Source organism: Inquilinus sp. 2KB_23 (assembly GCF_052115705.1).
GTDB lineage: Bacteria > Pseudomonadota > Alphaproteobacteria > DSM-16000 > Inquilinaceae > Inquilinus > Inquilinus ginsengisoli_A.
Window position 1 is genome coordinate 1 of record NZ_JBFRHF010000048.1, and the last position, 23,433, is coordinate 23,433.

At 67.4% G+C, this 23,433-nt stretch carries 20 protein-coding genes, 1 tRNA gene and 1 pseudogene; 19 read left to right on the forward strand and 3 right to left on the reverse strand.

The genetic code is table 11. The features are described from left to right. From tuf to rpoC, 13 genes and pseudogenes are all read left to right on the forward strand, one after another. Window positions 1-265, forward strand: a pseudogene (tuf, locus tag AB4112_RS34950) (elongation factor Tu); the annotation flags it as partial. A gap of 159 nt (window positions 266-424) precedes the next feature. After that, window positions 425-1,903, forward strand: a complete 1,479-nt coding sequence (gene pdxR, locus AB4112_RS34955) for a MocR-like pyridoxine biosynthesis transcription factor PdxR (RefSeq protein WP_441726988.1) — start codon at window positions 425-427, stop codon at window positions 1,901-1,903. A 177-nt stretch (window positions 1,904-2,080) separates the two neighbouring features. Further along, complete coding sequence (gene pdxS / locus AB4112_RS34960) at window positions 2,081-3,025, forward strand: pyridoxal 5'-phosphate synthase lyase subunit PdxS (RefSeq protein WP_309791347.1); 945 nt, start codon at window positions 2,081-2,083, stop codon at window positions 3,023-3,025. Then, complete coding sequence (gene pdxT, locus AB4112_RS34965; RefSeq protein ID WP_309791348.1) at window positions 3,019-3,621, forward strand: pyridoxal 5'-phosphate synthase glutaminase subunit PdxT; 603 nt, start codon at window positions 3,019-3,021, stop codon at window positions 3,619-3,621. The genes pdxS and pdxT overlap by 7 nt, the downstream gene beginning before the upstream one ends. 140 nt (window positions 3,622-3,761) lie before the next feature. Next, window positions 3,762-3,837: transfer RNA gene (locus AB4112_RS34970), tRNA-Trp, on the forward strand. A gap of 33 nt (window positions 3,838-3,870) precedes the next feature. After that, a complete protein-coding gene (secE, locus tag AB4112_RS34975) occupies window positions 3,871-4,068 on the forward strand; it encodes a preprotein translocase subunit SecE (RefSeq protein WP_309791349.1) in 198 nt (65 codons plus the stop codon). A 3-nt stretch (window positions 4,069-4,071) separates the two neighbouring features. Continuing rightward, a complete protein-coding gene (nusG, locus tag AB4112_RS34980; protein WP_309791351.1) occupies window positions 4,072-4,605 on the forward strand; it encodes a transcription termination/antitermination protein NusG in 534 nt (177 codons plus the stop codon). Window positions 4,606-4,777: 172 nt separating this feature from the next. Then, on the forward strand, window positions 4,778-5,209 hold the full coding sequence (gene rplK, locus AB4112_RS34985; RefSeq protein WP_309791353.1) for a 50S ribosomal protein L11: 432 nt from the start codon (window positions 4,778-4,780) through the stop codon (window positions 5,207-5,209). A gap of 6 nt (window positions 5,210-5,215) precedes the next feature. After that, window positions 5,216-5,923 (forward strand): 50S ribosomal protein L1, encoded by a 708-nt coding sequence (gene rplA / locus AB4112_RS34990; RefSeq protein ID WP_309791355.1) that lies wholly within the window; start codon window positions 5,216-5,218, stop codon window positions 5,921-5,923. 311 nt (window positions 5,924-6,234) lie between these two features. Next, complete coding sequence (gene rplJ / locus AB4112_RS34995) at window positions 6,235-6,753, forward strand: 50S ribosomal protein L10 (RefSeq protein ID WP_309791356.1); 519 nt, start codon at window positions 6,235-6,237, stop codon at window positions 6,751-6,753. 51 nt (window positions 6,754-6,804) lie between these two features. Next, a complete protein-coding gene (gene rplL / locus AB4112_RS35000; RefSeq protein WP_309791358.1) occupies window positions 6,805-7,179 on the forward strand; it encodes a 50S ribosomal protein L7/L12 in 375 nt (124 codons plus the stop codon). 125 nt (window positions 7,180-7,304) lie between these two features. Beyond that, window positions 7,305-11,495 carry a DNA-directed RNA polymerase subunit beta gene (rpoB, locus tag AB4112_RS35005; RefSeq protein ID WP_441726993.1) on the forward strand — a complete coding sequence of 1,397 codons (4,191 nt, stop codon included), beginning with the start codon at window positions 7,305-7,307 and terminating at the stop codon, window positions 11,493-11,495. An 83-nt stretch (window positions 11,496-11,578) separates the two neighbouring features. Further along, the gene (rpoC, locus tag AB4112_RS35010; RefSeq protein WP_441726995.1) at window positions 11,579-15,904 is read left to right on the forward strand and encodes a DNA-directed RNA polymerase subunit beta'; all 4,326 of its coding nucleotides are present in this window, start codon (window positions 11,579-11,581) and stop codon (window positions 15,902-15,904) included. Between the two features lie 97 nt (window positions 15,905-16,001). On the opposite strand, the gene AB4112_RS35015 is transcribed toward rpoC, so the two are convergent. The 3 genes from AB4112_RS35015 to AB4112_RS35025 form a co-directional block, all read right to left on the reverse strand. Further along, entirely contained in the window at window positions 16,002-16,367 is a 366-nt protein-coding gene (locus AB4112_RS35015; protein WP_309791363.1) for a hypothetical protein, read from the reverse strand. A 185-nt stretch (window positions 16,368-16,552) separates the two neighbouring features. Continuing rightward, the gene (locus tag AB4112_RS35020) at window positions 16,553-16,915 is read right to left on the reverse strand and encodes a hypothetical protein (protein ID WP_309791364.1); all 363 of its coding nucleotides are present in this window, start codon (window positions 16,913-16,915) and stop codon (window positions 16,553-16,555) included. A 77-nt stretch (window positions 16,916-16,992) separates the two neighbouring features. Continuing rightward, window positions 16,993-17,619, reverse strand: a complete 627-nt coding sequence (locus AB4112_RS35025; protein ID WP_309791366.1) for a 2OG-Fe(II) oxygenase — start codon at window positions 17,617-17,619, stop codon at window positions 16,993-16,995. A 180-nt stretch (window positions 17,620-17,799) separates the two neighbouring features. On the opposite strand from AB4112_RS35025, the gene AB4112_RS35030 reads away from it, so the two are divergent. The 6 genes from AB4112_RS35030 to AB4112_RS35055 form a co-directional block, all read left to right on the forward strand. Beyond that, on the forward strand, window positions 17,800-18,879 hold the full coding sequence (locus AB4112_RS35030; protein ID WP_309791368.1) for a glycosyltransferase family 4 protein: 1,080 nt from the start codon (window positions 17,800-17,802) through the stop codon (window positions 18,877-18,879). Window positions 18,880-18,942: 63 nt separating this feature from the next. Beyond that, window positions 18,943-19,845: an RNA polymerase sigma factor SigJ gene (sigJ, locus tag AB4112_RS35035; protein WP_309791370.1), complete on the forward strand. Its 903-nt coding sequence runs from the start codon at window positions 18,943-18,945 to the stop codon at window positions 19,843-19,845. Window positions 19,846-20,164: 319 nt separating this feature from the next. Next, a complete protein-coding gene (gene rpsL, locus AB4112_RS35040) occupies window positions 20,165-20,536 on the forward strand; it encodes a 30S ribosomal protein S12 (protein ID WP_026873043.1) in 372 nt (123 codons plus the stop codon). A gap of 12 nt (window positions 20,537-20,548) precedes the next feature. Further along, window positions 20,549-21,019: a 30S ribosomal protein S7 gene (rpsG, locus tag AB4112_RS35045; protein ID WP_309791375.1), complete on the forward strand. Its 471-nt coding sequence runs from the start codon at window positions 20,549-20,551 to the stop codon at window positions 21,017-21,019. A gap of 27 nt (window positions 21,020-21,046) precedes the next feature. Continuing rightward, the gene (gene fusA / locus AB4112_RS35050) at window positions 21,047-23,122 is read left to right on the forward strand and encodes an elongation factor G (RefSeq protein WP_309791377.1); all 2,076 of its coding nucleotides are present in this window, start codon (window positions 21,047-21,049) and stop codon (window positions 23,120-23,122) included. Between the two features lie 30 nt (window positions 23,123-23,152). Beyond that, a partial coding sequence (locus tag AB4112_RS35055) for a GTP-binding protein (RefSeq protein ID WP_441727000.1) occupies window positions 23,153-23,433 on the forward strand: 281 nt, incomplete at its 3' end.

Consider the following 23,433-nt stretch of genomic DNA (forward strand, 5'->3'; position numbering starts at 1 on the left):
GGAGGCGTACATCCTGACGAAGGAAGAGGGCGGCCGTCACACGCCGTTCTTCACCAACTACCGGCCGCAGTTCTACTTCCGGACGACGGACGTGACCGGTGTGGTGGCGCTGCCGGAAGGCACCGAGATGGTGATGCCGGGCGACAACATCTCGATGACGGTGACGCTGATTGCGCCGATCGCCATGGATGAGGGCCTGCGCTTCGCCATCCGCGAAGGCGGCCGCACCGTCGGCGCCGGCGTCGTCGCCGGCATCATCAAGTAAGACACGTCAGGTTAGGCTGGCGGTCGCCTTCGGCGACTGTCCGTCTCGAACGAGCGAAAGGGCGGGGATCTCCCCGCCCTTTCGTCGTTTCGGGCGATGGCCGAAGATGGCGTTCCCCAAGATGAGGGCGACCAGGATGGGGGCGAAAGGACCCAGGCGATGGTGATCCGTCTCGACCGCGCGGCGCCGCTGCAGCCCCAGCTCTACGACCAGCTGAAGGCCTCGATCCTGACCGGCGCCACCGCGCCCGGCACGCGGCTGCCCTCGTCGCGCGCCCTGGCCGACCAGTTCGCGATCTCGCGCAACACCGTGCTGATCGCCTATGAGCAGCTCCTGGCCGAGGGCTATCTCGAGACGCGGCCCGGCGCCGGCACCTTCGTCGGCACGGCACTGCCGGCGGGGGCCGAGGCGCTGCCGGGCGACGCGGCCGCCGGGTCGACACCCCATCCGCCGCCGCGGCTGTCGCGCTACAGCGAGCGCCTGCGCGGCCTGGACATCGACAGCCTGACCCGCGGCGGCGGCCTGCGCTACAGCTTCCACTACGGCACGGTCAGCGCCGCCGACTTCCCGGCCGACACCTGGCGCCGGCTGCTGCTGCGCGAGATCCGGCGGCGCGCCGGCAAGCCCTATCTCTACGAGAACCCGCAGGGGCTGCCGGAGCTGCGGGCGGCCCTGTCCGACTACCTGTCGCGGGCCCGGGGCGTGCGGGCGCGGCCGGAGCAGATCCTGATCGTCAACGGCTCGCAGCAGGCGGTCGACCTGGCGCTGCGGGTGCTGGTCGACCCCGGCGACGCCGTGGTGGTCGAGGATCCCGGCTATTCCGGCGCGCGCCTGGCCTGCGAGGCGATCGGCGCCCGTCTGCTGCGCGTCCCGGTCGATGCCGAGGGCATGGACACGGGCCGTCTGCCGCCGCCCGAGGCCGGTGCGCGCCTGGCCTTCGTCACGCCCGGGCACCAGTTCCCAACCGGCGGGGTGATGCCGGTGTCGCGCCGCCTTGCCCTGCTCGACTGGGCCGGGCGCGGCGGCACCGTGGTCTTCGAGGACGACTATGACAGCGAGTACCGCTACGAGGGTCGGCCGGTCGAATCGCTGCAGGCGCTCGACCGCTCGGGGCTGGTGATCTATTCCGGCACCGTATCCAAGGTGCTGTCGCCCGGCCTGCGCCTCGGCTACATGGTGCTCCCGCCGGACCTGGTCGGGCCGTTCCTGCACGCCAAGCAGCTGACCGACCGCCACACCGCTTCGCTCGACCAGGCGGTGTTCGCCCATTTCATCCGCGATGGCCATTTCGAACGCCACATCCGCCGCACCCGCCGGCGCAACCAGCGCCGCCGCGACGTGCTGGTGGCCGCGCTGCAGGCCGCCTTCGGCCCGGCGGTGGAGATCCAGGGAGCGAAGGCCGGGATGCATGTGGTGGTCCGCTTCCGCGACATCCCGTCGGCCCTGGCCAGCAGCGTGGCCGAGGCGGCGGCGCTGCGCTCCGTCGGCATCGTGCCGGCCGAGATGGCCGGCGAGCGGGCGGAAGGGCGGGCCGGCTTCCTGATGGGCTATGCCGCGCTGGAGGATGCGGACATCCGCCAGGGCGTCGCCCTGCTGCACGAGGCGGTGCAGTCCTTCCGCCGCGGCGGAGAGGGCTGAATCGGGCATCGCGCTGGCCGACTGGTACCAAGGATTTCGCAGAAATCGGAATCCACTGTCGGGATCGCCACATTATCCGTGCTGAAGTGGCTCCTTGAAATCACCGGATTGGTGGATCTTCTCCGACCGGTCGGCGGATCCTAGTCTGCCGGACGATTTTTCGTTCGGAGACTGGACATGACGACCAACGGCGCGACCCCTCACGACACCGCCGCCCCGCCCGCCTCGGCGCTGCGCCTGAAGACCGGCCTCGCCGAGATGCTGAAGGGCGGCGTCATCATGGACGTGACCGATGCCCGCCAGGCCGAGATCGCCGAGCGCGCCGGCGCCGTCGCGGTGATGGCGCTGGAGCGGGTGCCGGCGCAGATCCGCGCCGAGGGCGGCGTGGCCCGCATGGCGTCGCCGGTCAAGATCAAGGAGATCCTGGCCGCGGTCTCGATCCCGGTGATGGCCAAGTGCCGCATCGGCCATTTCGTCGAGGCGCAGGTGCTTCAGGCGCTGGGCGTCGACTTCATTGATGAATCCGAGGTGCTGACCCCGGCGGACGAGGCCCATCACGTCGACAAGCACGCCTTCGTCACCCCCTTCGTCTGTGGCGCCCGCAACCTGGGCGAGGCGTTGCGCCGGATCGCCGAAGGCGCGGCGATGATCCGCACCAAGGGCGAGGCCGGCACCGGCGACGTCGTCCATGCGGTCCAGCACCTGCGCCAGATCGTCAAGGACATGCGCGGCCTGACCGTGCTCGGGCCTGAGGAGCTGTACGCCGCGGCCAAGGAGCTCGCCGCGCCCTACGAGCTGGTCCGCATGGTGGCTCAGACCGGCCGGCTGCCGGTGCCGAACTTCTCGGCCGGCGGCATCGCCACCCCGGCCGATGCGGCGTTGGTGCGTCAGCTGGGCGCCGAGGCGGTGTTCGTCGGCTCCGGCATCTTCATGCAGGATTCGCAGACCTTCGCCGAGCCGGATGAGGCCGAGCGTCGGGCCCGCGCCATCGTCCGCGCCACCACCCATTACGACAATGCCGAGATCCTGGCCGAGGCCAGCGAGGAGTGCACCGGCGCGATGAGGGGCCTGGCGATCGCATCGCTGCAGCCGGCCCAGCTGCTGCAGACCCGCGGATGGTGACGGCGGGGCCGCGCATCGGCGTCCTGGCGCTGCAGGGCGACGTCGACGCCCATGCCCGGGCGCTGGCGGAGGTGGGCGCCGTGGCGGTGCCGGTGCGCCTGCCGGCCCAGCTCGCCGGCCTCGACGGGCTGGTGATCCCGGGCGGCGAGTCCAGCACCCTGCTGAAGCTGGCGGCGCGGGACGGCATGTTCGCGGGGCTCAAGGGCTTCGCCGAGACCATGCCGGTGTTCGGCACCTGTGCCGGCTGCATCCTGCTGGCCCGCCGGGTGCTGCGGCCGGAGCAGGCGAGCCTGGGCGTGCTCGACGCCACGGTCGAGCGCAACGGCTATGGCCGGCAGATCGACTCCGCGATCCTGGAGACGCCGACGGTGCTGCCGGGCGGTGCGATGGAGGCGGTCTACATCCGGGCGCCGCGGATCGTCGCCACCGGGCCGGCGGTCGAGGTGCTGGCGACGCGCGATGGTGAGCCGGTACTGGTGCGCCAGGGCCGGCTGCTGGCCGCGACCTTCCATCCCGAGCTGTCGGCCGACCGGCGGGTGCACCGCCTGTTCCGCGACATGGCGGCGGCCGGCGGCGAGGCGCACCGGGCGGCCTGAGCGCGTCCCCGCCGTAAAAGCGGAGCCGGTCAGGAACAGGTGTTGATTCCCGGACGCGCTTCCGCTAGAAGACCGTTCGCTCCGCGGTCAGGGCGGCGAGCGCGCCTCGACGTGTTTCCTGAAGGCAGGGCGGTCCCCGGAGGAGTGTAGCTCAACTGGTAGAGCGTCGGTCTCCAAAACCGAAGGCTGGGGGTTCGAAACCCTCCACTCCTGCCACGCCCGCCTGACCGGCGAATTGATTTGGTAGACATGGCCAAGACCAGCCCCGTCCAGTTCTTCAGGCAGGTGCGTCAGGAGACCGCCAAGGTCACCTGGCCGACACGGAAGGAGACCGCGATCACCACCGGCATGGTGTTCGTGTTCGTGATCATCATGTCGTTGTTCTTCCTCCTCGTCGACTGGGGCGCCGGAATGCTCGTGACCTCCATCATCGGTCTGGGGGGCTGAGCCATGGCGATACGTTGGTACGTGCTGCACGTCTATTCGAATTTCGAGAAGAAGGTTGCGGAGTCGATCCGCGAGCAGGCGGAACAGAAGGGGCTTTCCGACCATTTCGAGCAGATCGTCGTGCCGACCGAAGAGGTCGTCGAGATCCGCCGCGGTCAGAAGGTCAACACCGAACGGAAGTTCTTTCCGGGCTATGTGCTCCTGAAGATGGAGCTGTCCGACCGGGCTTGGCACCTGGTGAAGAACACGCCGAAGGTCACGGGTTTCCTCGGGTCCGGCAACAAGCCGATCCCGATCAGCGAGGCCGAGGCGATGCGGATCATGAAGCAGGTCCAGGAAGGTGTGGAGCGGCCGAAGCCGTCCATCATCTTCGAGATCGGCGAGACGGTCCGCGTGGCTGACGGTCCATTCACCAGCTTCAACGGCGTGGTGGAGGAAGTGGACGAGGAACGGTCGCGGCTCAAGGTCGCGGTCTCCATCTTCGGTCGTGCGACTCCGGTCGAGTTGGAGTACACGCAGGTCGAGAAGGTTTCGTGACGGTCCGCGCTCCCCGCTGATGCGGGGGGTGCGATCGTGGTTTGAACACCCCGCGCCTTCGGGTGCGGGGCAGCAGTGCGGGAGACCCTCCCGGAAAGTCCTCCGGGGGTCGTTACCGCGCTTCCCCGTCCCTCCGGCCCTGCCGGGGGGATGCCTTGTTGAGGGATAACAGATGGCGAAGAAGATCGTCGGTCAGATCAAGCTGCAGGTGCCCGCGGGCGCCGCCAACCCGTCGCCGCCGATCGGCCCGGCGTTGGGTCAGCGCGGTCTGAACATCATGGAGTTCTGCAAGGCGTTCAACGCGCTGACCCAGAATCTCGAGAAGGGGATGCCGATCCCGGTCGTGATCACGGCCTATGGCGATCGGACGTTCACCTTCGTCACCAAGACTCCGCCGAACACCTACTTCATCAAGAAGGCCGCCGGCCTCGCCAAGGGCAGCCAGACGCCCGGCAAAGGCAGCACGGTCGGCCAGATCACGATGAAGCAGATTCGCGAAATCGCCGAGGTCAAGATGAAGGACCTCAACGCGAATGACGTCGACGCGGCTGCCCAGATGATCAAGGGCTCCGCCCGATCGATGGGCATCGAGGTGGTGGAGTAACCAGCCATGGCGAAGATTTCCAAGCGCTTGCGCGCCGTGACCAAGGGGCTCAACCCCGAGACCTCCTACGAGCTGGCTCAGGCCATCAAGCTCGTCAAGGGCAGCGCCACGGCCAAGTTCGATGAGACCGTCGAGATCGCGATGAATCTCGGCATCGACCCGCGCCATGCCGACCAGATGGTCCGCGGCGTGGTCCAGCTGCCGAACGGCACCGGCAAGGACGTCCGCGTCCTGGTGTTCGCGAAGGGCGACAAGGCCGAACAGGCCCAGGCCGCCGGCGCGGACATCGTCGGCGCCGAGGATCTCGCCAAGGAGATCCTCGAAGGCCGGATGGACTTCGACCGCTGCATCGCTACCCCCGACATGATGGGTGTGGTCGGTCGCCTCGGTAAGGTGCTGGGCCCCCGCGGCCTGATGCCGAACCCGAAGCTCGGCACGGTCACCGCCGATGTCGCTGCCGCGGTCAAGGCCGCCAAGGGCGGTGCCGTGGAGTTCCGCGCCGAGAAGGCCGGCCTCGTCCATGCCGGCGTCGGCAAGGCGAGCTTCACGGAAGAGGCGCTGCTCGGCAACATCCGCGCCTTCGTCGAGGCGATCCAGCGCGCCAAGCCCAGCGGGGCGAAGGGCACCTATCTCAAGAAGGTGACCGTCACCTCGACCATGGGCCCGGGCTACAAGCTCGACCTGGCGAAGCTGCACGAGGGCGCGGGCGCCTGATCGGCGTCCCGACCTCGAGGAATACGCGGCCCGCAAGGGCTGCGGACAGGGTGGGGCTCCGGCCCCGCCCGAACCTGTCCGAGACTGCAGGCGCGTCGCAAGACGCTTAAAACCCACCTGCATAGACGGGAGTCGAACCCAATCAACGGCGGCGGCCGGACCTCGGTCCGGGCGTCGCGCGGGGCTTGGACTTCTGGGACAGGAGAGCGGGTCGGTGCTCCGGGCCTTCGGGTTCTGAGTGCCGGTCCAGTGTGGACTGGGGTTCCATTCCGGCTTCGGCCGGGGCGGGATCCCGACAACGGAGGCGATCCGTGAACCGTACACAGAAGGAAGAGAAGATCGCCGCGTTGCAGGAGTCGTTCCGGACGGCGACGATGGTCGTGGTCACCCGCCAAGGCGGGATGACGGTGGCCGAGTCGACCGATCTCCGGCGGCAAATGCTTGCGGCGGGCGCTTCGTTCCGCGTGACCAAGAATCGGCTCGCCCGCATCGCCCTTTCGGGCACCCAGTTCGAGCATCTGGCGGACCTGTTCACCGGCCCCACCGCAATCGCGTTCTCTCAGGACCCGGTTGCGGCGGCAAGGGTGGCGGTCGACTACGCCAAGAAGAACGACAAGCTGCAGATCATCGGCGGCGGACTCGGTCTTCAGACGCTCGATCAGAAGGGTGTCGAGGCTCTCGCCACGCTGCCGTCGCTCGACGAGCTGCGGGCGAAGCTGGTGGGCATGATCCAGACTCCGGCGACGCGTATCGCTGGTGTTCTGCAGGCGCCGGCCGGGCAGCTCGCCCGGGTCATCGGGGCCTATGCCAAGAAGGACGAGGCGGCATAGAGCCGCACCTGTTGAATCCCTACCCAGAAGACCCAAGTTTAGGAGAACGAAATGGCTGATCTTGCAAAGATTGTCGACGATCTGTCGAGCCTGACGGTCCTCGAGGCCGCCGAGCTGTCGAAGCTGCTTGAGGAGAAGTGGGGCGTGTCCGCCGCTGCTCCTGTCGCCGCTGCTGCCGCTCCGGCTGCTGCTGCTGCCGCCCCGGCGGAAGAGCAGACCGAGTTCAACGTCATCCTGACGGAAGCCGGCGAGAAGAAGATCAACGTGATCAAGGAGGTCCGTGCGATCACCGGACTCGGCCTCAAGGAGGCCAAGGATCTCGTCGAAGGCGCGCCGAAGTCCGTCAAGGATGGCGTGTCGAAGGACGAGGCCGCCAAGATCCGCAAGCAGCTCGAAGAGGCCGGCGCCAAGGTCGACGTCAAGTAAGACGGCGTGGCACTTCAAGCTGTTTGGTTAGTCTAGTCCGGGCGCGGTCGATCCCTCGGGGTCGACCGCGAACGGGCGTTTGTGTTTTGTACCTGTTCGGCATTTGTTGGAATTGAGGGGCTCCCATGGCTCAGACCTTCACCGGCCGTAAGCGCGTCCGCAAGAGTTTCGGGCGGATTCCCGAGGTTGCCCAGATGCCAAACCTGATCGAGGTGCAGCGCAGCTCCTACGATCAGTTCCTGCAGATGAACATCAAGCCGGCGGCCCGGGCCATTCTCGGCCTGCAGGAGGTGTTCCGGTCGGTGTTCCCGATCAAGGACTTCTCTGAACGCGCCGAGCTCGACTTTGTTTCCTATGAGCTCGAAGAGCCGAAATACGACGTCGAGGAGTGCCAGCAGCGGGGCATGACCTTCGCCGCGCCGCTCAAGGTGACGCTGCGCCTGACCGTGTTCGATGTCGAGGAGGATACGGGCCTGCGCTCGATCCGCGACATCAAGGAGCAGGACGTCTACATGGGCGACATGCCGCTCATGACGGCGAACGGCACCTTCATCATCAACGGCACCGAGCGCGTCATCGTCTCCCAGATGCACCGCAGCCCGGGCGTGTTCTTCGACCACGACAAGGGCAAGACCCATTCCTCGGGCAAGTACCTGTTCGCGGCCCGCGTGATCCCCTATCGCGGCTCCTGGCTCGACTTCGAGTTCGATGCCAAGGACCACATGTATGTCCGCATCGACCGGCGCCGCAAGCTGCCGACCACGACGCTGCTGATGGCGCTGGATTCGGCCGAGACCGCCGCGCTGCGCGACGAACGCCGCAAGGAAGGCCGCGGCCTGCAGCCCTATGAGGCGCAGGGCATGAGCCGGGAGGAGATCCTCAGCTACTTCTACGACGAGGTCGCCTACACCCGCACCAAGGACGGCTGGAAGACCGCCTTCGACGGTGATCGCCTGAAGGGCGCCAAGCTGACGGCCGACCTGGTCGACGCCGCCTCGGGCGAGGTCGTGGCCCCGAGCGAGACCAAGATGACGCCGCGCGTCATCAAGAAGCTGGTCGAGCAGGGCGTCACCGACATCCTGGTCCCGTCCGAGGACCTGATCGGCCGCTACCTGGCCGGCGACGTGATCGACGAGAGCAACGGCGAGATCTACTTCGAGGCCGGTGACGAGGTCACCCAGGCCGTGCTCGACCTGTTCCTGGACAAGGGCTTCGACACGCTGACGGTGCTGGCGATCGACCACGTCAATGTCGGCCCGTATGTCCGCAGCACCCTGGCGATCGACCGCAACGCCAGCCGCGAGGACGCGCTGATCGACATCTACCGGGTGATGCGCCCGGGCGAGCCGCCGACGCTGGAGAGCGCCGAGGCGCTGTTCAATGGCCTGTTCTTCGACCAGGAGCGCTACGACCTCTCGGCCGTCGGCCGGGTGAAGATGAACGCGCGCCTGGGCTTCCAGACCGACGACCAGCTGCGCGTGCTGCGCAAGACCGACGTGCTGTCGATCCTGAAGATCCTGGTCGACCTCAAGGACGGCCGCGGCGAGATCGACGACATCGACAACCTCGGCAACCGCCGCGTCCGCTCGGTCGGCGAGCTGATGGAGAACCAGTACCGCGTCGGCCTGCTGCGCATGGAGCGCGCGATCCGCGAGCGCATGTCCTCGGTCGACATCGACACGATCATGCCGCACGACCTGATCAACGCGAAGCCGGCGGCGGCGGCGGTGCGGGAGTTCTTCGGCTCCTCGCAGCTCAGCCAGTTCATGGACCAGACCAACCCGCTGTCCGAGATCACGCACAAGCGGCGCCTCTCGGCCCTCGGGCCGGGCGGCCTGACCCGCGAGCGTGCGGGCTTCGAAGTGCGCGACGTGCACCCGACCCATTACGGCCGGATCTGCCCGATCGAGACGCCGGAAGGCCCGAACATCGGCCTGATCAACTCGCTGGCGACCTACGCCCGGGTGAACAAGTACGGCTTCATCGAAAGCCCCTACCGCAAGATGGTCGAGGGCCGCGTCACCGACGAGGTGATCTACCTCTCGGCGATGGAGGAGAGCCGCTACACCATCGCCCAGGCGAATGCCGAGCTGGATGCCGAGGGCCGCTTCGTCGGCGACCTCGTCTCCTGCCGTCAGGGCGGCGACTACATCATGTCGAAGCCGGACGCGATCGACCTGGTGGACGTCTCGCCGAAGCAGATCGTCTCGGTGGCCGCGGCGCTGATCCCGTTCCTCGAAAACGATGACGCCAACCGCGCGCTGATGGGCTCGAACATGCAGCGCCAGGCGGTGCCGCTGGTCCGCGCCGACGCGCCGCTGGTCGGCACCGGCATGGAAGGCACGGTCGCCCGGGATTCCGGCGTGACCATCGTCGCCCGCCGCGGCGGCGTCGTCGACACGGTGGACGCCACCCGCATCGTCGTGCGGGTGACCGACACCGAAGGCGCCGTCTCCACCGTCGACATCTACAACCTGCTGAAGTTCCAGCGCTCGAACCAGAGCACCTGCATCACCCAGCGGCCGCTGGTGAAGGTCGGCGACCGCGTGGCCAAGGGCGACATCGTCGCCGACGGCCCGTCGACCGAGCTCGGCGAGCTCGCGCTCGGCCGCAACGTGCTCGTCGCGTTCATGCCCTGGAATGGCTACAACTTCGAGGACTCGATCCTCATTTCCGAGCGCATCGTCAAGGACGACGTCTTCACCTCGATCCACATCGAGGAATTCGAGGTGATGGCGCGCGACACCAAGCTCGGCCAGGAAGAGATCACCCGCGACATCCCGAATGTCGGTGAAGAGGCGCTGCGCCACCTCGACGAGGCCGGCATCGTCTACATCGGCGCCGAGGTGAAGCCGGGCGATATCCTGGTCGGCAAGGTCACGCCGAAGGGCGAAAGCCCGATGACGCCGGAGGAGAAGCTGCTCCGCGCCATCTTCGGCGAGAAGGCATCCGACGTCCGCGACACCTCGCTGCGTCTGCCCCCCGGCGTGACCGGGACGATCGTCGAGGTGCGGGTGTTCTCGCGCCGCGGCGTCGACAAGGACGAGCGCGCGCTGGCGATTGAGCGGGCCGAGATCGAGCGGCTGGCCAAGGACCGCGACAGCGAGCGCGCGATCCTGGAGCGCAGCTTCTTCGCCCGGCTGAAGGAGCTGCTGCTGGGGCAGACCTCGGTCTCCGGCCCGAAGGGCTTCGCCACCGGCGGCGCGATCACCGACGCGCAGCTGAAGGACTTCAGCCGCGGCCAGTGGCGCCAGGTCACCATCGCCGACGAGGCGCGGATGGCCGACATCGAGGCCATGGGTCACCATTTCGACGATCAGGTGAAGGCCCTCGAGGCGCGGTTCGACAACAAGGTCGAGAAGCTGCAGCGCGGCGACGAACTGCCGCCCGGCGTGATGAAGATGGTCAAGATCTTCGTCGCGGTGAAGCGCAAGCTGCAGCCCGGCGACAAGATGGCCGGCCGTCACGGCAACAAGGGCGTCGTGTCCAAGATCATGCCGATCGAGGACATGCCGTACCTGGATGACGGCACCCATGTCGACCTGGTGCTGAACCCGCTCGGCGTGCCCAGCCGCATGAATGTCGGACAGATCCTGGAGACCCATCTCGGCTGGGCGGCCGCCGGCATCGGCCGCCAGATCGGCGACATTGTCGACCAGTACCAGGCCCATGCCCGGCGCGGCGAGGATAACGCCAAGACGGTCAAGGCGCTGCACGGCAAGCTGCAGGACGTCTACGGCGACGGCCAGTATGCGGAAGACATCAAGGACATGTCGGTCGACGAAGTGATCGAGATGTCCGGCAACCTCCGCAAGGGCGTGCCGATGGCGACGCCGGTGTTCGACGGCGCCCGCGAGGACGACATCGTGGAGATGCTGGCGAAGGCGGGTCTCGCCTCCTCCGGCCAGGTGACGCTCAGCGACGGGCGGACCGGCGAGCAGTTCGCCCGCAAGGTGACCGTCGGCTACATCTACATGCTCAAGCTGCACCATCTCGTCGACGACAAGATCCATGCCCGTTCGATCGGCCCGTACAGCCTGGTCACCCAGCAGCCGCTGGGCGGCAAGGCCCAGTTCGGCGGCCAGCGCTTCGGCGAAATGGAGGTCTGGGCTCTCGAGGCCTACGGTGCGGCCTACACGCTGCAGGAGATGCTGACGGTGAAGTCGGACGACGTGTCCGGCCGCACCAAGGTCTACGAGGCGATCGTCCGTGGCGACGACAACTTCGAGGCCGGCATCCCGGAATCCTTCAACGTTCTGATGAAGGAACTGCGGTCGCTGGGCCTCAACGTCGAGCTCGAGCAGCGCAACTACTAAGCCGCTTCCGGCGGCCGGTCCCGGACGGGACCGGCCGTCGTTGAACCCTATACGTCCGTCCCTACCCCCAGGGGAGCAGGTACATGAACGAGTTGATGAATCTCGTCGGCCAGGTCTCGACGCCGCAGAGCTTCGACCAGATCAAGATCCAGATCGCCAGCCCGGAGCGCATCCGCTCCTGGTCGTACGGCGAGATCAAGAAGCCGGAGACGATCAACTACCGGACCTTCAAGCCGGAGCGCGACGGCCTGTTCTGCGCCCGGATTTTCGGACCGATCAAGGATTACGAGTGCTTGTGCGGCAAGTACAAGCGCATGAAGTATCGCGGCATCATCTGCGAGAAGTGCGGCGTCGAGGTCACGCTGTCGAAGGTCCGGCGCGAGCGCATGGGCCACATCGAGCTGGCCTCGCCGGTGGCGCATATCTGGTTTCTGAAGTCGCTGCCGTCGCGCATCGGCCTGATGGTCGACATGACGCTCAAGGATCTCGAGAAGGTCCTGTACTTCGAGAGCTTCGTGGTGGTCGAGCCCGGCCTGACCGCGCTGAAGAAGAACCAGCTCCTCACCGAGGACGAGTATCTTCGCGCCCAGGACGAGTACGGCGAGGATTCCTTCACCGCCAAGATCGGCGCCGAGGCCCTCAAGGGCATGCTTTCGGGCATGGACCTCGAGGAGCAGAAGGTGCAGGTCCGCGAGGATCTGCGCGAGACCGGCTCCGAGGCCAAGCGCAAGAAGCTGGTCAAGCGTCTGAAGCTGATCGACGCCTTCCTGGAATCCGGCTCGCATCCGGAATGGATGGTGCTCGACGTCGTGCCGGTGATCCCGCCGGAGCTGCGACCGCTCGTCCCCCTGGACGGCGGCCGCTTCGCGACCTCGGACCTGAATGACCTGTACCGCCGCGTCATCAACCGCAACAACCGCCTGAAGCGGCTGATCGAGCTGCGCGCGCCCGACATCATCGTGCGCAACGAAAAGCGCATGCTGCAGGAGGCGGTCGACGCCCTGTTCGACAACGGCCGCCGCGGCCGCGTCATCACCGGCGCCAACAAGCGTCCGCTGAAGTCGATCAGCGACATGCTGAAGGGCAAGCAGGGCCGGTTCCGTCAGAACCTGCTCGGCAAGCGCGTCGACTATTCCGGCCGTTCGGTCATCGTCGTCGGGCCGGAGCTGAAGCTCCACCAGTGCGGCCTGCCGAAGAAGATGGCGCTCGAGCTGTTCAAGCCGTTCATCTACCACAAGCTTGAACTCTACGGCATGGCGTCCACCATCAAGGCCGCGAAGCGGATGGTGGAGAAGGAGCGGCCGGAGGTCTGGGACATCCTCGAGGAGGTCATCCGCGAGCACCCGGTCCTGCTGAACCGCGCCCCGACGCTGCATCGCCTGGGCATCCAGGCGTTCGAGCCGACCCTGATCGAAGGCAAGGCGATCCAGCTGCACCCGCTGGTCTGCACCGCCTTCAACGCCGATTTCGACGGCGATCAGATGGCGGTTCACGTCCCGCTCGCGCTTGAGGCCCAGCTCGAGGCCCGCGTGCTGATGATGTCGACCAACAACATCCTCAGCCCGGCCAACGGCAAGCCGATCATCGTGCCGTCGCAGGACATCGTCCTCGGCATCTACTATCTGTCGATGGAGCGGAACGACAAGCTCGGCCCCGCGCTGTCGATCGATGGGATCGAGGCACTGACCTCGGCGATCACCAATGACGACATCATCCTGCAGAACCCGGCCAAGCCGGTGGATGTGGTCGACGTCACCGACGTCAAGGCGGTGTTCGAGAAGCTGAAGTCGGGCAAGCTGACCGCCCATCAGATCCCCCGTTTCGCCTCGATCGGCGAGATGGAACAGGCGATGTCGGTGGGTGCGATCGGCATGCACAGCCGGATCAAGACCCGCTTCAAGACGGTCGACGAGACCGGGCAGGAGATCATCCAGCGCGTCACCACGACGCCGGGCCGGATGCTGCTGTCCGAGATCCTGCCGCGCAACATCGCGGTGCCGTTCTCGCTGGTCAATCGGCTGCTGACGAAGAAGGACGTCACCAACGTCATCGACATCGTCTACCGCCACTGCGGCCAGAAGGAGACGGTGATCTTCTGCGACCGGCTGATGGGCCTGGGCTTCGCCCATGCCTGCCGCGCCGGCATCTCCTTCGGCAAGGATGACATGGTCATCCCGAAGGCGAAGGAAGAGCTGATCGCCAAGGCGACGCAGCTGGTGAAGGAGTACGAGAACCAGTACCTCGACGGCCTGATCACCCGCGGCGAGAAGTACAACAAGGTGGTCGACGTGTGGTCGAACACCACCGACGAGGTGGCGCGCGAGATGATGGCCGAGATCCAGGCCACGCTCACCGACCCGACCCGGCAGGTGAACTCGGTCTACATGATGGCCCATTCGGGCGCTCGTGGTTCGGCGGCGCAGATCCGGCAGCTCGCCGGCATGCGCGGCCTGATGGCGAAGCCGGACGGGTCGATCATCGAGACCCCGATCATCTCGAACTTCAAGGAAGGCCTGACCGTTCTCGAGTACTTCAACTCGACGCACGGTGCCCGTAAGGGCCTCGCGGACACCGCCTTGAAGACCGCGAACTCGGGCTACCTGACCCGCCGCCTGGTCGACGTCGCGCAGGATTGCGTGGTGGTCGAGGAGGATTGCGGCACCAAGAACGGCATCACCACCGGCGCCGTGATCGACGGCGGCGAGCTGATCGTGCCGCTGGGCGAGCGCGTCCTCGGGCGTTGCGCCGGCGAGGCGGTGCTGCATCCGCTGACCGGCGAGATCGTGGTCCAGGCGGGCGAGCTGATCGACGAGGCCCTGGTCGAGGCGGTGGAGAACGCCGGCATCGACCGGATCCTGATCCGTTCGGCGCTGACCTGCGAGACCAAGGGCGGCATCTGCGGCAAGTGCTACGGCCGCGATCTGGCCCGCGGCACCACGGTGAACATCGGCGAGGCCGTCGGCGTCATCGCGGCGCAGTCGATCGGCGAGCCGGGCACGCAGCTGACGATGCGGACGTTCCACATCGGCGGCGCCGCCCAGCGCGGTGCCGAGCAGTCGGCGATCGAGGCGTCGTTCGACGCCAAGGTTCAGATCAAGAACCGCAACGTCGTCAAGAACGGCCAGGGCGTCCTGGTGGTGATGAGCCGGAACTGCGAACTCCAGCTCGTCGACGGGCAGGGTCGCGAGAAGGCCCGCCACCGCCTGCCCTACGGCGCCAAGCTGCTGGTCGATGAAGGCGAGAAGATCGAGCGCGGCCGCAAGATGGCCGAGTGGGATCCGTACACCATGCCGATCATCACCGAGAAGGCGGGTACGGCGACCTATGTCGACCTGGTCGAAGGCGTCTCGATGCGCGAGGTCGTCGACGAGCAGACCGGCATCTCGGCCAAGGTGGTGGTCGACTGGCGGCAGCAGCCGCGTGGCGACCAGCTGAAGCCCCGCATCGTCCTGCGCGACGAGAAGGGCGAGGTCATCCGCCTGCCGAACGGCCTGGAGGCGCGCTACTTCCTCTCGGTCGACGCCATCCTGCAGGTCGACAACGGCAGCCAGGTCCAGGCCGGCGACGTCATGGCGCGTATCCCGCGCGAAGGGTCGAAGACCCGCGACATCACCGGCGGTCTGCCGCGGGTGGCGGAGCTGTTCGAGGCCCGCAAGCCGAAGGACTACGCGATCATCTCGGATCTCGATGGTCGGGTCGAATTCGGCAAGGACTACAAGACCAAGCGCCGGATCGTGGTGCGGAGCGAGGAGTCGGGCGAGGAGCGCGAATACCTCATTCCGAAGGGCAAGCACATCTCGGTGCAGGAAGGCGACTACGTCCTCAAGGGCGACCAGCTGCTGGACGGCAACCCGGTGCCCCACGACATCCTGTCGGTCCTCGGCGTCGAGGCGCTCGCTGACTACCTCGTCAACGAGATCCAGGACGTCTACCGGCTGCAGGGCGTGAAGATCAACGACAAGCACATCGAGGTGATCGTCCGCCAGATGCTGCAGAAGATCGAGGTCACCGAGGTCGGCGACACCACCCTCCTGATCGGCGACCAGGTCGATCGCGAGGACTTCGAAGCCGAGAACGAGAAGGCGATCCGCGAGGATCTGCGTCCGGCCAAGGGCGTGTCCGTGCTCCAGGGCATCACCAAGGCCTCGCTGCAGACCAAGTCGTTCATCTCGGCGGCGTCGTTCCAGGAGACCACCCGCGTCCTCACCGAGGCGGCGGTCTCCGGCAAGATCGACGATCTCGCCGGTCTGAAGGAGAACGTCATCGTCGGCCGCCTGATCCCCGCGGGCACCGGCTCCGTGGTCAACCGCCTGCGTCAGATCGCCGGCGAGCGCGACCGCGTGGCCCGACTGCAGCACGAGGAGCAGGAGGAAGCGGCGCTTCCTGCCGGCGAGGCCAGCGCCGCCTGATCCCAGGCGTCGGCCTTCTCAACGACAAGAAACCCCCTCCGGTCCGCCGGAGGGGGTTTTTCTTTGGCTGTGCGGGGAGGAGGGGCGGGGGCTTGGCTCAGCCGGCCGTCGGCAACGTTGCACCATCGCTGGCGTAGACGGTGTCGATCCAGCAGGTCAGCGGCGTGTACTGCACCACGATGTGGCCGCCGCGGCCGGTCAGCGTGACCCAGGCCTGGTTCTGCTCATAGTGTTCGTGCCTGCCTCCCGGAGTGCCCTCGCGGATGGAGGCGATCTGGCCGGCGGTGATGTGGCGGGCGGTCAGCGTCCCCGCGATCGCGGCGCTGCAGGCCCCGCCGTCGGATAGCTGGCTGACCCGCTCGGCCACGGCCGGGTCGGGGGCGACCTGCGCCGGCGGCGTCAGGCTGGCGCAGCCGGCGAGGAGAAGAAGAGAACCGATAAGGATTGTTCGGGTCGGGACCATGGCCGCCTTCCGAGTGGCCAGGCGGCCGAAGGGACCGTCGCCTCCCCGCGATATGGGGTGCCGGACCGGCCGCTCAATGATCGTTGCCGAAGCTTAACGATCTCTCCAGGAAGCCCGGTCGCAGGCCGCTCCTGGCCTTGCGGGCGGCTCGTGCGCCGCGTTGCCGCAGGCCATGTCGGAGAGGCTCAGCCGATCTCCGGCAGCGTCGCGCCGTAGCGGGGGTAGATCGCGGTGACCAGGCAGTGGTCGGGGTCGTATTCGACCACGATGCTGCCGCCGCGGTCGGCCAGCTTGAACCAGGCCTGGCGGTCCGCCGGAGCGCCGGGGTGGTCGCGGGCGGTCGTCGGCAGATCCAGCTCGACGATGCGGCCGGGCGGGACGCGGTAGGCGGTCAGCACTCCGGCGATCGCGTCGCTGCAGGGGTTGCCCGCGGACAGTGACCGCACCTTCTCGGCCACGACCGGGTCCGCCGCCACCGTGGTCGGCAACATGCCGCCGCAGCCGATCAGCGTCAGGGTACAGACTGGGACAAACCGGATCGAGACCATGGCCACCTCCCCCAAAGTGGATCAGGCGGCCGAACGCCCCGGCGCCCCCCTGCGATATGGGGCGCCGGGGCCTGCGCTCAATGCTTCCGGCCGAAGGAAAACAGCTTCTTCAGGAAGCTGGACTGGCCATGGCGCTTGCGCTTGCGGGCGATCGCCTCGTCGCTGACGCACCACGCGATCTGCAGCACCCGGCGCTCGCCCTTGAACGGCAGGTGGCCGTGCCAGGAATGGTCCGAGCGCTGGAAGGCCAGGAAGTTGCCGAAGGTCGGCGCCACTTCCCGGGCGCCCGGCGTATTGATGTCCTGGGCCGGCAGGATGCGCAGGCAGCCTTCGGTCGGCGCCCATTCCTGGTTCAGATAGACCAGGGCGGTGACGATCTTGTCCGGCCCGTCGGTGTGCGGCCGCCCGGCCGCCAGCTCCGACCATTTGCGCACAGTCACCAGCGTCGGCTTCGACGCCAGGTCGAGGCCGAACTTGGCGCCCAGCATGGTGGCGAATTCCCGGCTGGTGACATCGGCCACCAGCTCCTTGAAGGCGCCGCCGGCCGGGTACTCGTCGGGCGGCACGAAGCCGGTGATCGGAATGTCGGGGAAGTCGCGCTCGAGCTCGGCACGCCGCGCTTCCGGCAGCACGTCGGCGGAGATCACATGTGGGAACGGCGCCCGATCCACCGTCGCCGCCTCCAGAACATCGTAGCGAAGCATCAGCGTCTCCTGAAACGCGGCCCGGGTCGCTGGCGGCCCGGCCATCGCGCAAATCTGCGCCATACATAAGGCCGCCGTCATTTGCGATCAACTCGCAGCGCGGTCGCAGCCGGGGCCGGCCCCGCGCGAAACGCTGGCTTCGCCTGCCGGGCCTCGCCATAAAGGCTTCGGAGGTAGCCCATGGGTCCCATCGTCATCGTCCTGCCGCGCAAGATGAAGTTCGGCGCGGTCGGCGCCAGCCCGGTCGATCTCTACGCCCGCGACACCGTGGCCTTCAGCCGCTACAGCGAGGACATCGTCGTGGTCGGGCAGGAGGCGGACGAGCCGTTCCCCGGCATCCGCTTCCTGGCGATCCCGCTGCAGGAGGGCGAGCCGCACCGCCGCTGGATGCGCCGGGCGCTGCCGCAGATCGCGGCGCTGAACCCGTCGCTGATCGAGGTCCACGCCCACCGGGTGACGGCGACGGCGATCGCCCGCAGCCTGCCGCGGGTGCCGCTGCTCTACGTCCGCCACAACTTCATCCGCTTCCACAAGGGGCTGCTGTGGCGGCTGCACTACCGCCACGCGGTGTCGCGCTTCGCCGGCTACGTCTTCGTGTCGGAGGCGCTGCGCCGGCATTTCCAGGCGCATGCGCCGTGGTTCCGCGGCACCCTGGACGTGGTCTATAACGGCCTCGACATGGCCGAGCCGGCGCCGCTGCCGGAGGCCAAGGAGAAGATCATCATCCAGGTCGGGCGGGTGATCCCGGATAAGGGGCCGCTGGAGTTCGCCCGGGCGATGAAGCCGCTGCTGGCGGCGCATCCCGACTGGCGGGCGGTGATGATCGGCCGCGGCCGCGACCCGGCTTTCGTCGAGCAGGTCAAGGCCACCCTGGCCGAGGCCGGCGACCGGGCGCAGTTCCTGCCCTTCATGCCGCATGACGAGGTGATGGGCTGGGTCCGCCGCGCCGCCATCGCCTCGGTGCCGTCGGTCTATGAGGAGCCGTTCGGCCGCACCGCGCTGGAGGCGATGGCCTGGGGCGCGGCGCTGATCTGCTCCGGCACCGGGGGCCTGCGCGAGATCACCGCCGACAAGGCGGTGATCCTGCCCCGGGTGACGGCGGAGGCGATCCAGGCCGCGGCCGAGACCCTGATCGGGGACGAGGCGCTGCGCCGCCGGCTGCAGGTCGAGGGGCCGGCCCGGGCGCGCGCGCATTTCGAGGCCCGCGCCATCGTCGCCGGGCTCGACGACATCCGCGCCCGCCATCTCGCCGCGCGCTGACGCGCCTGTCACTTCCGGAGAGGCTGATCCGTCTTGTCCTTGTCGCCTTCTTCCGAGACGCAGATGGATCACGCCGATGCCCGCTCCGATGCCGGGGATTTCGAAGCCAGCCGCCAGGTTCTCCGCGGCCTGGCCTACCGCATGCTGGGCTCGCGCGCCGATGCCGAGGACGCGGTGCAGGAGACCTGGCTGCGCTGGCAGGCGGCCGACCGCGGCCGGATCGACAACATCAGGGCCTGGCTGGTCACGGCCTGCACCCGGCTGTGCATCGACCAGCTGCGCTCGGCCCGCCATCGCCGCGAGACCTATGTCGGCCCCTGGCTGCCGGAGCCGCTGGTGACCGAGAGCGCCCCCTCCGCCGACGAGGAGATGGAGCGCAGCGAGACCCTCACCACGGCCTTCCTGCTGCTGCTGGAGCGGTTGACGCCGGTCGAGCGGGCTGCCTACCTGCTGCAGCATGTCTTCGGCCTGGAGCACGCCGCCGTGGCCGCGGCGCTCGACCGCAGCGGCCCGGCCACCCGGCAGTTGGTCAGCCGGGCCCGGCGCAAGCTGGAGGGCGGCGCCATCGCGGCCCAGCCGGTGCCCCAGCCACAGCACGGGGCGATGCTGGAGGCCTTCCGCGACGCCCTGCGCTCCGGCGACCTGGCGCGGCTGACGGCGCTGCTGGCCCGCGACGCCCAGCTGTACAGCGACGGCGGCGGCAAGGCGCGGGCGTCGATGAACGTGATCGAAGGGGCCGACAAGGTGGCCCGCTTCTTCCACGGCGTCTGGGGCAAGCAGACCCGGCCCTTCACCTATCTGCCGCGCTGGATCAGCGGCCGGCCGGGCTATGTCGTCCTGCTCGGGGAGGAGATGATGGGGACCCTCGGGCTGGCGGTCGGCGCCGAGGGAATCAGCGGCGTCTTCTGGGTCCGCAACCCCGACAAGCTGGGGTCGATCGAAGTGCCGGAATCCGGCGTGTTTTGACCGCTGCGGAGGGGTTTGGGATGCGGCTTGACGTGGCGGGGGTGCGTCCGTATAGTCCGCGCGCTTTTTCCGGAAGCCGGCTGTAGCCCGTCGCACGACGGGCTAGACGCGCTTTCCGCAGAGAATACGACGACCGCGGACGCCTCGATGATGCGCCCGCGACAAGCGAAGGACTCCGGTTGGCCCCGCAGGTGTGGGCGCCTCGGGGTCCTGTATCGTTTGCGTCACCCCTCTCTCGGAACGTGTTGTCTTGGTCGGCGCCCGGAACGGGTGGGCCGCATTGCCGGGCCGTTTCATCGAAGAACCAAGAAGGGCAGATATGCCGACGATCAATCAGTTGATCCGTAAGCCGCGCCAGCCTCAGCGGGCGCGCAACAAGGTGCCGGCTCTCCAGGCCTGCCCGCAGAAGCGCGGCGTTTGCACCCGGGTCTACACCACGACCCCGAAGAAGCCGAACTCGGCGCTTCGTAAGGTGGCGCGCGTGCGCCTCACCAACGGGTTCGAGGTCACCAGCTATATTCCGGGTGAAGGCCACAACCTTCAGGAGCATTCGGTCGTCATGATCCGCGGCGGCCGCGTCAAGGATTTGCCGGGCGTGCGCTACCACATCATTCGCGGCACGCTCGATACGCAGGGTGTCAAGGATCGTCGCCAGCGCCGGTCGAAGTACGGCGCGAAGCGTCCGAAGTAAGGAGGGCTCACCATGTCCCGTCGTCACCGCGCCGAGAAGCGTGAGATCCTGCCGGACCCGAAGTTCGGCGACATCATCCTGTCGAAGTTCATGAACAACCTCATGTACGACGGCAAGAAGTCGACCACCGAGACGATCGTCTACGACGCGCTCGAGAAGGTGCAGACCCGCACCAAGGCCGACCCGATCGTGGCGTTCCACGAGGCCCTGGCCAATGTGCGGCCGCATGTCGAGGTGCGCTCGCGCCGCGTCGGCGGCGCCACCTATCAGGTGCCGGTCGAAGTCCGCGCCGAGCGTGGCCAGGCCCTGGCCATCCGCTGGCTGATCGCGGCGGCGCGTAAGCGCTCCGAGACCACCATGGTCGACCGCCTCTCGAACGAGCTGCTGGACGCCGCCAATCAGCGCGGCGCCGCGGTCAAGAAGCGCGAAGACACGCACAAGATGGCGGACGCCAACAAGGCGTTCTCGCACTACCGCTGGTAACCCAGCCTCCGGCCCGAGAGACTGATCATGCCGCGTAGCCACGCGATCGAAAAGTACCGCAACATCGGCATCATGGCGCACATCGATGCCGGTAAGACGACCACGACCGAGCGAATCCTCTACTACACCGGAAAGTCCTACAAGATCGGCGAAGTGCATGAAGGCACGGCGACGATGGACTGGATGGAGCAGGAGCAGGAGCGCGGCATCACCATTACGTCGGCTGCGACCACCGCCTTCTGGCGCGACCACCGCGTCAACATCATCGACACGCCGGGCCACGTCGACTTCACCATTGAAGTCGAGCGGTCCCTGCGCGTGCTCGATGGTGCGGTGACGGTGTTCGATTCGGTCGCGGGCGTTGAGCCGCAGTCCGAGACGGTCTGGCGCCAGGCCGACAAGTACCACGTGCCGCGGATCTGCTTCGTCAACAAGATGGATCGGATCGGCGCGAACTTCTATCGCTGCGTCGACATGATCAAGGACCGGCTCGGCGCGCTGCCGCTGGTGCTGAACCTGCCGATCGGCGTCGAGAACGATTATGCCGGCCTGGTAGACCTGGTCGAGAACCGGGCCGTGATCTGGGAAGACGACAGCCTCGGCGCGAACTTCCATTTCGCCGAGATCCCGGACGACCTGAAGGAGAAGGCGGCCGAATACCGCCAGACCCTGCTCGACACCGCGGTCGAGATGGACGACACGGTGATGGAGGCCTATCTCGAAGGCACCGAGCCGACGCCGGACCAGCTGCGCGCCTGCATCCGCAAAGGCACGCTGGCGTTCAAGTTCGTGCCGGTGCTCTGCGGCTCGGCCTTCAAGAACAAGGGCGTGCAGACCTTGCTCGACGCCGTGGTCGACTTCCTGCCGTCGCCGCTCGACGTTTCGCAGGTCGAAGGCCACAAGATCGACTCCGACGAGACCGAGAGCCGCCCGACCAACGACGAGGCGCCGTTCTCGGCGCTCGCCTTCAAGATCATGACCGACCCGTTCGTCGGCTCGCTGACCTTCGCCCGCATCTATTCGGGCACGCTCCTCGCCGGGTCCTACGTCCAGAACTCGGTGAAGAACCAGAAGGAACGCGTTGGTCGCATGCTGCTGATGCATGCGAACAACCGCGAGGAGATCAAGGAGGCCAGCGCCGGCGACATCGTCGCGCTGGTCGGCCTGAAGAACACCACGACGGGCGACACGCTGTGCGATCCGGCCAAGCCGATCGTGCTCGAGCGCATGGAGTTCCCGGAGCCGGTGATCGAGGTCGCGGTCGAGCCGAAGTCGAAGGCCGACCAGGAGAAGATGTCGACGGCGCTGCAGCGCCTGGCGCAGGAGGATCCGTCCTTCCGCGTCGCCGTCGATCAGGAGAGCGGCCAGACCGTGATCAAGGGGATGGGTGAGCTCCATCTCGAGATCCTGGTCGACCGCATGAAGCGTGAGTTCAAGGTCGACGCCAATGTCGGCGCGCCGCAGGTCGCCTATCGCGAGACGATCACGCAGCGGGCCGAGATCGACTACACCCACAAGAAGCAGACCGGCGGTTCGGGCCAGTACGCCCGCATCAAGCTGGTGTTCGAGCCGCTTCCGGCCGGGTCGGGCTATCAGTTCGCCAGCTCGGTCATCGGCGGCACCGTGCCGCGCGAATACATCCCGGGCGTCGAAAAGGGCCTGAACTCGTCCAAGGAGACCGGTGTGATCGCCGGCTTCCCGGTGATCGACTTCAAGGTGAGCCTGGTCGACGGCGCCTATCACGACGTCGACTCGTCGGTCCTGGCCTTCGAAATCGCAGCCCGCGCGGCGTTCCGCGAGGGTCTGCCGAAGGCCAAGCCGGCGCTGCTCGAGCCGATCATGAAGGTCGAGGTCGTGACGCCCGAGGACTACATGGGTGACGTGATCGGCGATCTGAACAGCCGGCGCGGCCAGATCCAGGGCATGGACACCCGCGGCAACGCCAGCGTCGTCTCGGCGATGGTTCCGCTGGCCAACATGTTCGGCTATGTGAACAACCTGCGGTCGATGACCCAGGGTCGCGCCCAGTATTCGATGCACTTCGATCATTACGATCCGGTGCCCCAGGCGATCGCCGACGAAGTCCGCGCCAAGCTTGCTTGAAGCGCGCGTTAGAAAAACGGAGACAGTATAATGGCGAAGGCGAAGTTTCAGCGGACGAAGCCGCACTGCAACATCGGGACGATTGGTCACGTTGACCACGGCAAGACGTCGCTGACGGCGGCGATCACGAAGGTGCTTGCGGAGAGCGGCGGGGCGACGTTCACGGCGTACGACCAGATCGACAAGGCGCCGGAAGAGAAGGCGCGCGGGATCACGATCTCGACGGCGCATGTGGAGTACGAGACGGCGAACCGTCACTACGCCCACGTCGATTGCCCGGGCCATGCCGACTACGTGAAGAACATGATCAC